Genomic DNA, 14,876 nt, shown 5'->3' on the forward strand with positions numbered 1-14,876 from the left:
TTCGTACTACTTACTCTCGTTGAGCGTGGACCCCACCGAGTTCGTGATCAGCGGCCCGCTGCTGTTGGCGATGGGCCTCTCGGCGCTGGCCGGCGTCGTGAGCTTCGCGTCGCCGTGCGTGATCCCGCTGGTTCCCGGCTACCTCGCCTACCTCGCGGGGTTGGTCGGCGCGTCCGCACCCGACGAGGTCCCCGACCGGGCGGGGAAACCGGTTCCCGCCGGCGCGTCACCCTCGGCGTCCCAGACCTCGACGTCCTCGGTCGAGCCGGTCGAGGGGCCGGCGACGGCGCGGGACGCGCGCCAGCAAGCGGGTGCGGGTCGGTGGCGGGTCGCCGGCGCGGCGCTGCTCTTCGTCCTGGGTTTCACGGTCGTGTTCATGCTCGCGACGGTGAGCCTCCTCGGCCTCTCCGAGACGATCACGGCCAACGAGGTCGTGCTCCAGCGGGTGGGCGGCGTGATCACCATCGCGATGGGACTGGTCTTCCTCGGGTTGGTGCCCGCCCTGCAACGTGATCTCCGGTTCCACCGGGTCCGCCGGGACGGTCTCCTCGGCGCCCCACTCCTCGGTGGGGTGTTCGCGCTGGGCTGGACACCCTGCCTCGGCCCGACCCTGACCGGGGTGCTGTCCTTCGCCATCGCCACCCAGGGCGACGGCGGGGTCCTGACCAGGGGGGTCACCCTCGTCGCCGCGTACTGCCTCGGTCTGGGTCTGCCGTTCGTGCTCCTCGCGGTCGGCGCGGGCTGGGCGGTGCGCAGCGCCGGTTGGCTGCGGCGGAACACGAGGAGGATCCAGCTGGCGGGTGGCGTGATGATGATCGTGGTGGGGGTTCTGCTCGTGACCGGTACCTGGAACTGGCTCATCGGCGTGCTGCGTGGTCCGATCAGCGGCTTCGAGTTGCCGCTCTGATGGCCGAGGAGTCGAAGGCCCGGGAGGAGACCAGGCCGGGACGCGCGCCACACCGGGTGGTGCTGGCGACCCTCCGGAACTACTGGCGTGGTCTGACGACCATGCGGACCGCGCTGGTGCTGCTGTTCCTGCTGGCGCTGGCGTCGGTGCCCGGCGCGCTGCTCCCCCAGCGGTCGGTGGCCCCGGAACTCGTCGTCGACTACTACAACGACAACCCGCGTCTGGCCCCCCTCCTCGACCGGCTGTCGATGTTCGACGTCTTCGGCAGCGTGTGGTTCGCCGCGATCTACGTCCTGCTGTTCACCTCCCTCGTCGGGTGCGTGGTGCCGAGGTGCGCGGAGTTCGTCCGGCAGCTGCGCGCCAGGCCGGTGTTGACGCCGAGGAACCTCGACCGGCTGCCGCACCACCACCGCGTGGAGACCGACGTGTCGCCCGAGGAGGCGGTCGCGCACGCCCGGACCGTGCTCAGGGGGTGGCGGGTCGCCGAACGCGAGGAGGACCAGGGCGTCCGAACCCTCAGCGCCGAACGCGGTTACCTCCGCGAGGCGGGGAACCTGGTCTTCCACACCGCGATGCTGGGCCTGTTGGTCGCCTTCGCCCTGGGCGAGCTGTTCGGGTACGAGGGCCAGACCATCGTCCGAGCCGACGGCCAGGAGTTCTGCAACTCGGGCATCTACAACTACGACTCCTTCAACGCCGGGATCAGCGTCGACGGCACCAACCTGAACCCGTTCTGCGTCCGCGTCGACGGGTTCCGCGCCGAGCACCTGCCCACCGGGCAGGCCCTCCAGTACCACGCCGACCTGTCCTACCAGGTGGGCGACGCCCTGGAGACCGGCGAGTGGAGTGAGCACGAGCTCCAGGTGAACCACCCGCTGCGCACCGGCACGGACCGCGTGTACCTGCTGGGGCACGGTTACGCGCCCCGTTTCACCGTCACCTTCCCCAACGGGGAGGAACGGGTGAAGAACACGCAGTGGCGGCCGGTGGAACTCCAGACCATGCTCTCCGAGGGGGCGACCAAGTTCGATCCGCCGGGGACACCGGACGAGGAGGAACGCCACCGCGGCCAGCTGGCCATCACCGGCCTGCTCGCGCCCACCCCCGCCTACGACGGAACCCTGCTGACCTCCCGGTTCCCCGCGCTCAACGAGCCGGCCGTCGCCGTGGACGTGTTGCGCGGGAACCTGGGCAACGACTCCGGCCGAGGGCAGTCGATCTTCGAGATCGACCAGGAGATGGTGGACGCCGGCCTCCTCGAACGGGTCGCCAGGGAGAACCTGTCGGTCGGTGAGGAACTGGAGCTGGACAACGGCACCGTGATCCGCTTCGACGGGGTCGACGACTGGGTCTCGCTCCAGGTCTCCCACGACCCGGCGCAGATCTGGGTCCTGGTCGCCAGCATCGCGGTACTGCTGGGGCTGAGCCTGTCGTTGGGGATCAAACGGCGCCGGGTCTGGGTGCGCGCCACCCCTGCCGATCCGGATGACCCCGGTGGTCGTACCGTGGTGCGCATCGGTGGTCTGGCACGGACTGACCAGGCCGGTTACGGCGAGGAGTTCACCCGGCTCGCCGCCGAGCTGGAGCCCGCCGGCCGTTCGGAACCGCCGGCTGACCCGGAGCCCGCCTCGGCCCGGGCGCACGGGAAGGACACCTGATGCCTGTCAACGAGACGCTGTCGGTCTACAGCGATCTCTGCTACGCCGCCGCGTTGGCCGTGTTCATGCTCGGACTGCTGCTGCACGCCGCGGAGTACGGTTTCACCCGCAAGCCGAAGCAGCGCGCGGCGACACCGGCCGCCGGGGTCTCCGCGGGCGGGGTGGCCACGCTGGACCGGCCGGAGGAGGACTCGCCGGGCGGGGCGGTCGGTCCCGGGGTCCGCGACCGACGTCCGCTGGCGGCTCGGCTTGGCCGGATGGGCGTGGCCCTGACCGTGCTGGCCGCCGTCCTCCAACTGGCGTCCCTGGTGCTGCGGGGTCTGGCGACCAGCCGCATCCCGTGGGGCAACATGTACGAGTACATCGCGGCCCTGTGCCTGGCCGCGGTCGTCGCCTGGCTGGTGGTGCTGCGGCGTCACCCGGTCCGGGAGATCGCGGTCTTCGTGCTGCTCCCGGTGGTCATCCTCTACTTCGTCGCTGGAACCTTCCTGTACGCCGAGGCCGCGCCGCTCGTGCCCTCGCTGCGTTCCTACTGGATCATCATCCACGTCTCCGCGGCCATCGTCGGCAGTGGAATCCTGCTGGTCTCCGGCATGGGTGCCGTGGCATACCTGATCAAGTCCGCGCACGAACGGCGGCCGGAGCGGTTCCGCAACCTCGGCGCGAAACTGCCGGACCTCGTGGCGCTGGACCGGCTCGCGTACCGCACCGCCGTCTTCGCGTTCCCGATCCTGACCTTCGGCATCATCTGCGGGGCCATCTGGGCCGAGGCGGCCTGGGGCCGGTTCTGGGGGTGGGACCCCAAGGAGACGGTGGCCTTCATCTCCTGGGTGGTCTACGCGGGTTACCTGCACGCGCGGGCCACCACCGGCTGGCGCGGGGTGCCCGCCGCCTGGATCAACGTGATCGGTTTCGCCACCGTCGTCTTCAACCTCTTCTTCGTGAACCTGGTTGTGGCGGGCCTGCATTCCTATGCTGGAGTCGGTTGATCGGCGGTGGCGCTGGTCTGGCGGACGGAACGCGAACCCCCCACAAGCACGGGAAACGACTGGCGTTACCGTCGGAGGCGGGTCGGGGAAGGCTCGATCCGTTCGCTCGTGTGGAAGGACGAACGGTGACCGGACAGTACGAGCCGGAATCGCGCTCGGAGCCGAACTGGCAGGCGGCCGGTGGACACCCCGGCGGGGACGGTTCCGCCAGCGGGCCCTACTACGTGGAACAGACCCCGTCAGGTCCGCAGCCGGCCGGTTACCCCGATCCGTCGCGTTCGGGTCCGTACCAGGTCGATCCGTCGCGTTCGGGTCCGTACCAGGTTGACCCGTCGCGTTCGGGTCCGTACCAGGTCGATCCGTCGCGTTCGGGTCCGTACCAGGTTGACCCGTCGCGTTCGGGTCCGTACCAGGTCGATCCGTCGCGTTCGGGTCCGTACCAGGTTGACCCGTCGCGTTCGGGTCCGTACCAGGTCGATCCGTCGCGTTCGGGTCCGTACCAGGTCGATCCGTCGCGTTCGGGTCCGTACCAGGTCGACCCCGCGGTGTCCGGACCGCACCAGACGCAGGACGGGGGAGCGGCGGGGCAGCCGCCCTACGGTTACTCCAACCCCCAGCACGGTCAGCAGCCGGCCGCTCCGCCGGCCGGGGGCCAGCAGCGGGACCTCGCCTCCTCACGGCTGCTGCGGCAGGCCAAGCGCCCGCCCCAGTCCGGGTGGCGGCGAGCCGTCTACCGGCTCAGCGGGCAGACCATCAACCTCGGCGAGAGCACGGACGACCGACGGCGGCGGGAACTGATCGCCCGGATCAACCAGCCACTCCAGGGTTGCTACAAGATCGCCATGCTCAGCCTGAAGGGTGGCGTCGGGAAGACGACCACGACCGCGACGCTCGGGTCCACCTTCTCCTCCCTCCGGGGGGACCGCGTGATCGCGGTGGACGCCAACCCCGACCGGGGCACCCTGAGCCAGAAGATCCCGCTGGAGACGACGGCCACCGTGCGCCACCTCCTCCGGGACGCCGAACGGATCCGGAAGTACAGCGACGTCCGCGCGTACACCTCGCAGGGCCCGAGCCGGTTGGAGGTGCTGGCGAGTGAACAGGACCCGGCCGTGTCGGAGGCGTTCAGCGAGGACGACTACCGACGCACCGTGGACCTGCTGGAGCTCTTCTACAACGTGGTCCTGACCGACTGCGGGACGGGGCTGATGCACTCGGCGATGCGGGGCGTGCTCGACGTCGCCGACTCCCTGGTCATCGTGTCGTCCGGTTCCATCGACGGGGCCAGGAGCGCGTCAGCGACCCTCGACTGGCTGGACGCGCACGGCTACCGCAACCTGGTCTCGCGCTCCATCGCCGTCATCAACTCGGTCCGGCCGAGCTCGGGCAAGGTGGACCTGGACAAGTTGACGCAACACTTCGAATCCCGCTGCCGGGCCGTCTGCCGGATCCCGTTCGACGGTCACCTGGAGGAGGGGGCGGAGATCGAACTGGACCGGCTCGGGCCGGACACCCGGCTGGGGCTGCTCGAACTCGCGGCGACCGTGGCGGACGGTTTCCCGCAGGCGGTCAGCCGGACGAGCTGAGCCCGCTGGGGCCGGGTGGCTCCGCCACGCCGGCTCGGGGTCGCCCAGCTAGGTGACGGGTGGGGTCGCTGGCCGGCGGAACGGCCCGTGTGGTCGCTCCACCCGGCGTCCGGACGCCGCCGCCGGGCGCCCGCGCCGACGGGACGTCGGCGGCGGACCCCTCCGGCGTGGCCGGGCCGGTGTGTCAGGAACCCGAGGGGTTCTCGTTGTCGGGGTCGGAACGCTCCGACCGGCGTTGTTGCCGCCGGCGTTCCTCCCACTGCCGCTCGGCCAGTCGGCGCAGGAACTCCGGGTCGTCGTCAGGGGCCTTGGCCGTCTCCGGCCGTGGGGCGGCCCCTACCCGCTCCGGAGCGAACGCGCGCCACAGCAGCACCGCGACACTGATCACGCCGATAGCCGCGAGCAGGTACAGCACAGTCGCCACCTCCTTGTCCCTATGCGAGGTTAACCCGTTTCGAACTGTTCATGTTGAGCAGGGCTGGGGTGGCGGGTGCCCTGGGGCCGGGACCGGAGCCGGCCGAACGGCTGGCGGCGGCCCCTGGCCTGGGGCGGACGTGGTCAGCTCGCCGTCACCGGCGTGCTCGCCTCCCGGGTGAGCGTGGCGAGCAGGCTCTTCACCTCCGACTCCCGGAAGCGGCGGTGGCCTCCCGGCGTGCGGATGGAGCCGATCCGGCCCGCGGTGGCCCACCGGGTCACCGTCTTGGGGTCGACCCGGAACATGGTCGCCACCTCGCCGGGGGTGAGCAGTCGTTCCGGTGAGCGTTCCTCGGCCTGCTGGATGGACCCGGACACAAGCAGCCTCCTCGACTGTCGGGAAAACCGACGTACCGGTCGCATCGTGACACCTCACCCACCAGGTACTCGAACGCTTGTGAGTAGGTAAAGGGACAGTAAGGCACGAATCGCTCGCTTCGGACTCGCGCCGACCTCCCGGGCCTGGTCACGCGGGGAAAACCGCTGGCGAGCGCCCCGCGCCGACGGTTCGTTGGGGGCCGAGCGCCTGTCCGGGACAATCGACGGTCATGGACGCTGTCGACCGGAGGATCATCGCCGCGCTGCGGATCAGCGGGCGTGCCACCTACGCGGATCTGGGACGTCAGGTGGGACTGTCCGCCTCCGCCGTGCACGAGCGGGTGGGCAAGCTGGAGGCGGCCGGGGTGATCACCGGGTACCACGCCGTCGTCGACCCGAGCACCGTCGGGCTCGGCGTGACCGCTCTCGTCGGGATCCACCCCACCAACGAGGGGGACGACGACCGGATCGCCGAGGCGCTGGCCGAGCTGCCCGAGGTGGAGTCGTGCTACGCCGTCGCGGGCGAGGAGGCCTTCGTCGTCAAGGTGCGGGTGGCGGCGATGGACGAGTTGGAGAAGAGCCTGGGGCGGCTTCGGCGCATCGAGGGGGTGGCCCGCACCCGGACGACGATCGTCCTCTCCACCCGCTTCGAGGGGCGGCCCAACACCCCCTCGGAGCTGGGTCCGGTGGAGGCCTGAGGCCGGGTTCGGCGTGCGGGGTCGTCCCGTCCGTGACGTGGCCGCGTAGGGTGCGTGGGTGGGTGGTGACGGCTCCGGCCGTCAGGCCCGTACCGCAGGACCCGGGTGAGGAGGATGCCGTGAGCACCGGTGGTCGACCCGTCGAGACTCCGTCGGTGTCCGAGGAGACCCCGCGGGGGGCGGAAGCCGCCCCGAGCGCGACCGACGAGCCGGTGGCCTGGATGGGACCCGTACTGCTCTACACGGCCGCCCGAGTCGGCATCGTCCTGCTCTTCGCGCTGCTGCTCGGGCTGCTGGGGGTCCCCCTGCTCGTGGCGTTGCTCATCGCCCTGGTCTTCGGGATGGCGGTGTCGATGATCGCCTTCCGGGGACTGCGGTCCCGGATGGCGGACGCGTTGGCCGCGCGGTCCGGCCAGCGCAGGGCCAAGCGGGAACGCCTCCGGGCCGAGCTGCGCGGCGAACGCGCCGGTAGCTGACCGCGCCGTGCGCCGGAGCGCGGGATTCGCCGAGGCCCGCTGGCGTCAGCCCAGCGCGAGCGCCACTCCGGTGGCCACCGACCACACCAGCAACGCCAGCCCGGTGTCCCGGAGCACCCCGACCAGGGCTCGTCCGGTGCCGCCGCGCAGCACGATCCTGATCGGCAGGATCACCAGCAGGATCGCGACGAACCCGGCCAGCGCCGCCGAGTTGCGCAGACCGATCAGCGTCGTGATGAAGAACGGGATTGTCACCAGCGCCGCGTAGAGGAACCGGGTGTCCCGCGCGCCGAGCAGCACCGCCAGGGTTCGTTTCCCGACGTTGGCATCGGTCTCGATGTCCCGCAGGTTGTTCGCGACCAGTACCGCGCTGGAGAAGCAACCGACGGCGACCGCGCAGCCGATGTCGATGCCGCTGATGCGTTCGGCCTGGAGGTAGACGGTCCCGAGCGTGGCGATGAGCCCGAAGAAGACGAAGACCGCCAGTTCGCCGAAGCCGGCGTAGCCGTACGGTCGCTTGCTGCCCGTGTAGAACCACGCTCCGGCGATGCAGAACAGGCCGAAGGGGATGAGCCACCACTGCTGGGTGAGCAGCGTGACCACCGCGCCCCCCAGCCCGCCCAGCGCGAGGCAGCCGACGGCGGCGAAGAGGACCTGCCGGGGTTTCGCCGCGCCCGAGCCGACCAGCCGCAGCGGGCCGGTCCGCACCGTGTCGGTACCCCGGATCCCGTCGGAGTAGTCGTTCGCGTAGTTGACGCCCAGGATCAGCAGCAGGGCGATCCCCAGCGCGGCCAGCGCTCGCCACAGCACGAAACCGTCGACACCGTAGGCGGCGCCGCTCCCGACGATGATCGGGGCGACCGCGTTGGGCAGCGTGCGCGGACGCGCGCCCTCGATCCACTGCGCGAGTGTGGCCATGTGCCCATCCTCTGCTATCGCCGTTCCCGGTGAACCGCCGGCCAGGTCGTTCCCCGGCCGTGGACGCCGCGCCCGGCGCGGTGCCCGGTCGCCGAGGGCGGTCAGCCCTGCGGGGACGAGTAGGACCAGGCCTGCCCGCTGCTCCGGTACTGCTCGACGGGGATGGGTTGGGCGCGCTCCCCGAGGTAGTCCCGGCAGAGGACACCGTCGAGGTGGTCGATCTCGTGGGCCACGAGACGGGCGACGCCGCGCTCGAACACCGTGATCCGGCGCTCGCCGTTGAGGTCCTGGTGCGCCACGTGGATCATGAGCGGTCGGGGGACGAGGGAGCGGACGTCGAAGAAGCTGAGGCAGCCCTCGTACTGCTCGTCGGTGTCGTCACTCGCCTCGATCACGCGCGGGTTCAGCAGGGTGATGGGTTCGGAGCTGCCCGGCGGGCGGATGATCGCGGCCGCGCGTTCGATGCCCAGTTGCGGGGCGGCGACCCCCATGCCCTTGCCGAAGGTGTGGGCCCGGACCACCCGGTCCCCGGCGAGCCGCAGCTCGCTGATGACCCGCTGCGCGTCGGCCGCCTCCGAGGGCAGGTCGAACTCCCGCGCGGGCCGGCGGAGGACCGGATCACCTTCCTGCACGACCCCGAGCGAGGCCATGATCTGGCTCGGCTTCGGCGGGACGGGCTGTCGGCGCTCGTCGTTGCGGAAGTGCCATTCGAGCCGGTAGCGGGCGTGGAGGGGCGGATCGTCGGTTGACCACGAGTGGATACGGCGTCCGTCGCGTTCGTGGGTGTCGATCGCGGTCTGGAACGGCATCGACTCGGCGGTCATCGAGGTGTGCAGCCCCCACACCGAGGGGTCGAGCGCGGCGGGGAAGTCCAGGCTGATCGACAACCGGTGGGTGGGCAGCCGGACCGCGCGCCGGAACCAGTGCCCCCACTTGTCGTCGGGCACGCGGTAGGTGTACTCGATCCAGGTGCTCTGCCCCGGGTACAGCGGGAACCGGCCGGACTCGTTGGCGAACTGGAGCCAGACCTCCTTGAAGGCGTCCCGGTCGTGCTGCACGCTCCAGCGCATGGGCTCGTGGCGGCCCTCCCCGTGCCAGGCGCGCAGGCCCAGTTCCTCCCAGTCGAGGGGGTTGTCCCGGTAGAGGTCGTTGGACCGGCGCGGGTCGTCCGGGAACCGGTCGACCGAGATCCTGATCAGGTACCGCGTGATGGGGGCGTCACCGGTGTTGACGATCTTCCGGCGCATCGTCGCCGTGTAGAAGCCCTGCTCGTAGCGGAGTTCGGCGTGGTCGTGCTCGACCAGCAGCCCGGTGGCGGGTTCGATGACGGGGACGGGCGGGGGGCTCGGGGTGCGGGTCGCCCCGCCGCGTAACGCCTGCTGTTCGCGCCAGGCCCTGCGCAGGGCCCCGCCCGCGTTGAGCGCGCTGTCGGCCGCCCTGGCGAACTCGCGGGAGGCCTGTTCCCCACCGCTCTCGACCTTGGACACGTAGGACCTGCTGTAGTCCATCGCCTTGGCCAGCGCGGCCCGTGACAGGCCCCGGACGTCTCGCCAGCGGCGGAACTCGGCGATGAAGGCAGCCTGTTCCGGCCTGGTGTCGGTTCCGGGTTGAGCCTGGTCTGGCATGGATTCCACCAACCGTGAGTGTGCGTGAGTTCACCGTGAGGAGGCTCCCAGGCTACGGGAACACCCCGAGGCGCCGGTCTTCTTGTCTGGCACCTTCTACCGGCCGGACTAGGGGGTTTGACATGGACGAACGGTCGTCTCCCGCAAGCGGCGCAGCGGGTTGCGCCGATCGGAGTGCCGAGGACTGCCGAGTGCCGGACGGGATGGTGCCGGCCCCTCGGTTGGGGGACAGCGTCGTGAGTGGTGGGCTGCCGGTTCCGGCGAACGAGCTGGTTCCGGAGGACGGCCCGGACCGCTACCGCTGGTTCCACCGCGTGTACGGCTGGGATCTGGAGCGGGATGGCCGCGTCACCAACCAGGTGGAGATCAGCCCCCGGCGGCTGTTGGTCGTCCTCCGGCTCGGCTCGACGATGGTCGGCAGCTTCGGGCTCGACCGCCGGGGGGCCGAGCAGACCGCGCGGTGCCTGCGCTCCGGTACCCGGCTGGTGGTCCCCGTTCTGCACCGGGAGGCCAGCGGCTGCCAGCTCGTGGTCGAGCCCGACCCGCTGGGAGTGGTGCTGTTCCTCCTCGGCCGGGGCGCCCCGGGCTGGCGCATCCGCTTCACCGACACGGTCGGGCAGCTCGCCGACCTGTTGGAGGAGGGCGCCAGCCTGGTGTACCTGCGTCCGCCACCCGTCTAGCGGGCGTCCGCACCGACCGCGGTCCGACCGGGTCGCGGTGTCCCTGACCACGCCGACCTCATCGCCGTGAGGCGACTCCCTTCGCGCCGTCGCGGCCGGGAGGCGGCCACTCGGATGAAGAGGTCGTTTCGATGGGCAACACCAGCATCGGTGTTCGCATTCGTGAACTGCGGGGAAGGGTCATCACCCAGCAGCAGCTCGCCGACCGGGCTGGAGTCTCGGTCGACCTCGTGCGCAAGCTCGAACAGGGCATCAGGCAGACCGCGTCCATCGGCAGTCTCCAGCGGATCGCGCGCGCGCTCGACGTCGACATCTCCGAACTGCTCGGGCGTCCGGCCGGCATCCCCTCCACCGATCCCGACGCCGGCATCGTCGCTGTCCGGCGCGTGCTCACCTCGGTGGACGACCTGCTCGACGACGGCGATCCCACACCCGGCGAGGCCAGCACGCTGGTGGACGCCAGGCGCATCGTCGAGTACGCGTGGGGCGCGTACTGGAGTGGCCGGTACGCGTTGTTGAGCGCGGTGCTGGCGCCGACCCTGCACCAGCTGCGGGCCACGGCACGGGCGGCGAACGAGGGCGAGCGGGCCGCCGCCGCCGAGCTGCTGGCCAGGGGGCTGTGGGTCACGGGCTGCTCCCTGGTGCACCTCGGCCAGCACGACGCGGCCTTCCTCGCCGTCCGGCAGGCGCTCGCCGCCGCCCAGGGCGGCTCCGACGAACTGCTGTCCGCGACGCTGCGCGGGTCGGTGGCCTGGCAGCTGCTCGGGCGCGGCCGGTACGAGGAGGCGCGGCGGCTCGCGGTGCGCACCGCGGAGGCCATCGAACCGCTCGGCGACGCGCCACCCACCCACCTGTCCGCCTTCGGCAGCCTCGTCCTCACCGCGGCCACCGCCGCCGCCCGGGACCAGCGGTCGGCGGAGGCGGCCCACCTGGTGGGGCAGGCCGACGCGGTCGCCCGCAGGATCGGCCACGACCGGCGGGACTACGAGACGTACTTCGGTCCCTCCCAGGTGGCCATGCAGCGGGTCGACGTCGCCGTGGTGACCGAGGACTACACGACGGCGCTCACGGTGGCCAGGAGGATGCCGAGAACCCCGGCGTTGCCATTGGCGTCCCGGGCACGGCACCTGGCCGACCGCGCCCTCGCCCACGCCCGCCTCGGCCACCAGCAACAGGCCCTGGACATCCTGCTCAGCGCCGAGCGGATGGCCCCGGACTGGATGAGCCACCAGACGATGCCCCGCCGCATCGTCTCGGAGCTCCTCGCCAGGGAACGGCCCAGTCGGCTGCGGGGACTGGCGGAGCGGCTGGGGATCTTCGGCTAGTCCGGATCCGCCGAACGGGCAGTAGGACAGCGCGTCCCAGGTGGTGCCGGCGCGGACACGTACCGTCCTCGGCAGGGGGACGTCGCCGCACAGCTGACGCCTCCCCGGCAGTCCACAGCGTGGAGAGAACGGAACCTGACCGGCGCGCGCCCGGCCCCTGCTCCGCAGCGGACCCGGAGCCGCACCCCTGGCGTGACGGAGTGCACCGTGATGAGTCCTCAACTGCCCGACCACCCCGCCGAGGCCCCTGTCTGGACCCGCCGAATCGTCGGCTGGGACGAACACGACCGGGGGCCGGTCCCCGTCACCCTGGAACTCGGCCCCAACCAGCTCCTGCTGTTGCTCAGACTGGGGGACGCCACCGGCGGAACGGTCGGGTTCGAGGTCGGGCAGGCCCGCAGGGCGACCTCGGCCATCCAGCGGCGCGCGCCCGTCGTGGTGACCGTCCTCCACCCCGAGGCCGTGGTGGCGAGCCTGCTGGTGGAGCCCGCCACGAACGGGGTCATCCTCACCCTCGTGGGCGAGGGCACGGCTCGGCGCCGCGTCCGTTTCCACGGGAGGTCGGCCGACAGGCTGGCCTCGCTGCTGGCCGCCGGGGTCGGCCTGCTGGCCATGCCCGTATCGTCACCCTCCGTGTCCGACTGCTGAGCGGGTTCCCGGCCCCGGCTCCCCTGCGCGGAGCCGGGGCCGGGGCTACCGTCGACCTCATGGTGTCGTGACGGGCGCCTCCGTACCGTTTTCCTGGTGACTACCAGGAGTAGTGGATGAACCTCGCGCAGGACACGGCCGGCGCCGAACTCGACGGGCTCGCCGGTTGGGCCGTCAACCTCATGGAGACCCTGGGCGGCCCCGGGGCGGCGCTGATCGTCGGCCTCGACAACCTCTTCCCCCCGATCCCCAGCGAGCTGGTGCTGCCCCTGGCCGGGTTCACCGCCAGCCAGGGCACGATGAGCCTGCCTGGCGCGTTGTTCTGGACGACGCTCGGCTCCGTCGTGGGAGCGGTCATCACCTACCTCGTCGGGGCGGCCCTCGGGCCGGAGCGCACCAGAGCGCTGGTGACCCGGATCCCCCTGTTCAAGGTCTCGGACTTCGACAGGACCGAGGCCTGGTTCGTCCGCCACGGAGCGAAGGCCGTCTTCTTCGGCCGGATGATCCCGATCTTCCGCAGCCTCATCTCCGTGCCGGCCGGTATCCAACGCATGCCGATGGTGTCGTTCATCGCCCTCACCACGGCGGGCAGCCTGATCTGGAACACCATCTTCGTGCTCGCCGGCTACCAGCTGGGCGAGAACTGGCACCTGGTGGAGGACTACGCGGGGATCTTCCAGCGCGTCGTCATCGTGGCCGTGGCCGCCGCGGTCATCTTCTTCGTCGTCACCCGGGTACGGGCCGCGCGACGAGCGGGGGAGCCCGAGGGGGAGCTGCCGGGCGAGGAGCGCGACGCGCCCACCGAACGGTTCGCCGAGGTCGAGGCCCCCACGGACCAACTACCGAGGATCGTCGGGCCCCCCGTCCGCCCCCGGCCCGCCCCGCCGTCACCGGACCCGGGGGCGGGTGACACCCGACCCAGGCGGTTCTCCCCGGCCCCGGGCCAGCGGGGGCACGGCGGGACGGGACCTGTCGCGGGTCGGGCGCCCGGACCGCTGCCCCGTCCGCCGCGCCGGACCCACCCGCCGAGGAACCAGCCAGGACCGCCGCCCCCGCCGGGCGCGGGGTGAGCGGCGGGGGCCGACCCGCGGTGGCGGGCCGGGGCTCGGCCGAGGGCGGTGGAGGTCCGGGGGGTCAGCGCCCGCCGAACAGCGCGACCACCGCCGCCCGGTCCACCTTGCCGGGGCCCCGCGACGGGAGTTCCGCGACCACCCGCACCACCTTGGGTGTCGCCGCGGCTCCCAACTGGTCCCGAACGGCGGCTCGGAGTTCGGCCGGGTCGGGTGGCGCGGCCGTCGGCTCCCCCACCACCACGGCGACGACGGCCTGACCCCACTCCGCGTCCGGGAGCCCGACGACGCACGCCTCCCGAACCGACTCGACGGCCGTCAGGGCGCGCTCGACCAGCACCGGGGCGATCTTGAGGCCGCCGCTGTTGATGAGGTCGTCGTGCCGCCCGATGATCTCCAGCGTTCCCTCCCCGTCGTGGCGACCGAGATCCCCCGTGCGGAACCACCCGTCCCGGAACGCGGCCGAGGTGGCGTCGGGGTCCAGGCGGTAACCGGCGGCCAGCACCGGGCCAGCCAGCTCGACGACACCAACCCCGTCCCCGGTCACCAGGTCGGCGGGGGACGTCCGGGGATCGTCGGCGAGGCGGAACCGCACGCCGGGGAGGGGCCGGCCGTCGTAGACGCAGCCCCCGGCCGTCTCACTCATCCCGTAGGTCGTGACCACCGGGACTCCCGCCGCCCTCGCCCGGGCCAACAAGGCGGGCGGGCAGGCCGCGCCGCCGAGCAGCACCGCGTCGAACCGGGCGAGGGCGCGGACCGCGTCCCCGCCCTCGGACAGCACGCGGCTGAGCTGGGTGGGCACCAGCGCGGTGTAGTGGCGGCCCTCCCTGGCGAGCGCCCGTCCGGCGGCCTCGGCGAACTCCACCGGGCGGAAGCCGCCCCGGCCGGCCATCACCACCGGCTCGGCGGAGGCGAGCAGGGAACGCACCAGCACCTGGACCCCGGCGATGTGCGTGGCGGGCAGGGCGAGCAACCAGGTCCCCCCACCACCCAGCCGCGCGTGCGTGGCCTCGGCCGAACTCCGCAACGCGGACGCGGTCAGGCGAACCCCCTTGGGGAGGCCGGTCGACCCCGAGGTGGGGACGACCAAGGCCGTGTCGTCCTCCACGGGCTCCGCCGGCAGCAACGCCGCCGCCAGCCGCGCCACCTCCGGGGCCGGCCCGCTCGGGAGCGGCAACACCGCGCTCCGACCGGCCAGCGCCCGATCCAGCTCGGCGAGCAGCGCCGGCACCGCGTCGACGCGGTCAGCGCCCCGCACCACGACCAGCCGCCGGCGGTCGGTCCCCTCGTTCGTGTCCATCTGCCCGATCCTCGCCCATCCGGTGCCCGACGCGGCGACGGTAGCCCCGGGCGGCGGGGCCGGTGCCCCCGGACCGGTGAGACACCGCTCACGCGACCGGCCGTCTCCGACCCGGACGCGGCGGGAACGGCCCCCCGTGAGCGATGGCGGCTCCACGTCGGTCGCTGCCCGTGACCGATTCACGGCAACGCCGTGGTGTGGGGC

The 14,876-nt window shown here is 72.1% G+C and carries 14 protein-coding genes and 1 pseudogene; 10 read left to right on the forward strand and 5 right to left on the reverse strand.

Annotated features, from left to right (window positions below; genetic code table 11):
• Positions 1-25 precede the first annotated feature (25 nt).
• From C1701_RS12855 to C1701_RS12870, 4 genes are all read left to right on the forward strand, one after another.
• Complete coding sequence (locus C1701_RS12855) at positions 26-907, forward strand: cytochrome c biogenesis CcdA family protein (protein ID WP_051314140.1); 882 nt, start codon at positions 26-28, stop codon at positions 905-907.
• On the forward strand, positions 907-2,565 hold the full coding sequence (gene resB / locus C1701_RS12860; protein ID WP_103055970.1) for a cytochrome c biogenesis protein ResB: 1,659 nt from the start codon (positions 907-909) through the stop codon (positions 2,563-2,565). The genes C1701_RS12855 and resB overlap by 1 nt, the downstream gene beginning before the upstream one ends.
• Entirely contained in the window at positions 2,565-3,554 is a 990-nt protein-coding gene (gene ccsB / locus C1701_RS12865; RefSeq protein ID WP_103055971.1) for a c-type cytochrome biogenesis protein CcsB, read from the forward strand. The genes resB and ccsB overlap by 1 nt, the downstream gene beginning before the upstream one ends.
• 125 nt (positions 3,555-3,679) lie before the next feature.
• Entirely contained in the window at positions 3,680-5,140 is a 1,461-nt protein-coding gene (locus tag C1701_RS12870) for a nucleotide-binding protein (protein WP_443098151.1), read from the forward strand.
• A 184-nt stretch (positions 5,141-5,324) separates the two neighbouring features.
• Here C1701_RS12870 and C1701_RS12875 read toward each other — a convergent pair whose 3' ends face one another.
• Together C1701_RS12875 and C1701_RS12880 are read right to left on the reverse strand one after the other, a co-directional pair.
• Positions 5,325-5,564, reverse strand: a complete 240-nt coding sequence (locus C1701_RS12875) for a hypothetical protein (protein WP_372492990.1) — start codon at positions 5,562-5,564, stop codon at positions 5,325-5,327.
• Positions 5,565-5,698: 134 nt separating this feature from the next.
• Entirely contained in the window at positions 5,699-5,860 is a 162-nt protein-coding gene (locus C1701_RS12880; protein ID WP_245533479.1) for a BldC family transcriptional regulator, read from the reverse strand.
• Positions 5,861-6,162: 302 nt separating this feature from the next.
• On the opposite strand from C1701_RS12880, the gene C1701_RS12885 reads away from it, so the two are divergent.
• Complete coding sequence (locus tag C1701_RS12885; RefSeq protein ID WP_026419583.1) at positions 6,163-6,630, forward strand: Lrp/AsnC family transcriptional regulator; 468 nt, start codon at positions 6,163-6,165, stop codon at positions 6,628-6,630.
• A gap of 119 nt (positions 6,631-6,749) precedes the next feature.
• Positions 6,750-7,106 (forward strand): DUF4229 domain-containing protein, encoded by a 357-nt coding sequence (locus C1701_RS12890; RefSeq protein ID WP_245588864.1) that lies wholly within the window; start codon positions 6,750-6,752, stop codon positions 7,104-7,106.
• Between the two features lie 45 nt (positions 7,107-7,151).
• On the opposite strand, the gene C1701_RS12895 is transcribed toward C1701_RS12890, so the two are convergent.
• Together C1701_RS12895 and C1701_RS12900 are read right to left on the reverse strand one after the other, a co-directional pair.
• Positions 7,152-8,024, reverse strand: a complete 873-nt coding sequence (locus tag C1701_RS12895) for a 1,4-dihydroxy-2-naphthoate polyprenyltransferase (protein WP_026419581.1) — start codon at positions 8,022-8,024, stop codon at positions 7,152-7,154.
• A 101-nt stretch (positions 8,025-8,125) separates the two neighbouring features.
• On the reverse strand, positions 8,126-9,649 hold the full coding sequence (locus C1701_RS12900; protein WP_026419580.1) for a peptide deformylase: 1,524 nt from the start codon (positions 9,647-9,649) through the stop codon (positions 8,126-8,128).
• 236 nt (positions 9,650-9,885) lie between these two features.
• Here C1701_RS12900 and C1701_RS12905 point away from each other — a divergent pair, with 236 nt between their 5' ends.
• The 4 genes and pseudogenes from C1701_RS12905 to C1701_RS12920 all read left to right on the forward strand — a co-directional run.
• Positions 9,886-10,329: a hypothetical protein gene (locus C1701_RS12905; protein WP_155886201.1), complete on the forward strand. Its 444-nt coding sequence runs from the start codon at positions 9,886-9,888 to the stop codon at positions 10,327-10,329.
• Between the two features lie 131 nt (positions 10,330-10,460).
• The gene (locus C1701_RS12910; RefSeq protein WP_103055972.1) at positions 10,461-11,654 is read left to right on the forward strand and encodes a helix-turn-helix domain-containing protein; all 1,194 of its coding nucleotides are present in this window, start codon (positions 10,461-10,463) and stop codon (positions 11,652-11,654) included.
• 210 nt (positions 11,655-11,864) lie between these two features.
• Entirely contained in the window at positions 11,865-12,302 is a 438-nt protein-coding gene (locus tag C1701_RS12915; RefSeq protein ID WP_155886200.1) for a hypothetical protein, read from the forward strand.
• Between the two features lie 116 nt (positions 12,303-12,418).
• Positions 12,419-13,057, forward strand: a pseudogene (locus C1701_RS12920) (DedA family protein); the annotation flags it as partial.
• Between the two features lie 379 nt (positions 13,058-13,436).
• Here C1701_RS12920 and menE read toward each other — a convergent pair.
• The gene (menE, locus tag C1701_RS12925; RefSeq protein WP_030104512.1) at positions 13,437-14,672 is read right to left on the reverse strand and encodes an o-succinylbenzoate--CoA ligase; all 1,236 of its coding nucleotides are present in this window, start codon (positions 14,670-14,672) and stop codon (positions 13,437-13,439) included.
• Positions 14,673-14,876 lie beyond the last annotated feature (204 nt).

The sequence above is a fragment of the Actinoalloteichus sp. AHMU CJ021 genome (genome assembly GCF_002895405.1).
GTDB classification, from domain to species: Bacteria; Actinomycetota; Actinomycetes; order Mycobacteriales; family Pseudonocardiaceae; genus Actinoalloteichus_B; species Actinoalloteichus_B caeruleus.

Excerpts from the sequence above, each read along its gene's own strand:
- resB (WP_103055970.1), top strand. The coding sequence starts at position 907 with ATGGCCGAGGAGTCGAAGGCCCGGGAGGAGACCAGGCCGGGACGCGCG.
- C1701_RS12910 (WP_103055972.1), top strand. The coding sequence starts at position 10,461 with ATGGGCAACACCAGCATCGGTGTTCGCATTCGTGAACTGCGGGGAAGG.
- C1701_RS12915 (WP_155886200.1), top strand. The coding sequence starts at position 11,865 with ATGAGTCCTCAACTGCCCGACCACCCCGCCGAGGCCCCTGTCTGGACC.
- C1701_RS12880 (WP_245533479.1), bottom strand. The coding sequence starts at position 5,860 with ATGTTCCGGGTCGACCCCAAGACGGTGACCCGGTGGGCCACCGCGGGC.
- menE (WP_030104512.1), bottom strand. The coding sequence starts at position 14,672 with ATGGACACGAACGAGGGGACCGACCGCCGGCGGCTGGTCGTGGTGCGG.
- ccsB (WP_103055971.1), top strand. The coding sequence starts at position 2,565 with ATGCCTGTCAACGAGACGCTGTCGGTCTACAGCGATCTCTGCTACGCC.
- C1701_RS12895 (WP_026419581.1), bottom strand. The coding sequence starts at position 8,024 with ATGGCCACACTCGCGCAGTGGATCGAGGGCGCGCGTCCGCGCACGCTG.
- C1701_RS12885 (WP_026419583.1), top strand. The coding sequence starts at position 6,163 with ATGGACGCTGTCGACCGGAGGATCATCGCCGCGCTGCGGATCAGCGGG.
- C1701_RS12900 (WP_026419580.1), bottom strand. The coding sequence starts at position 9,649 with ATGCCAGACCAGGCTCAACCCGGAACCGACACCAGGCCGGAACAGGCT.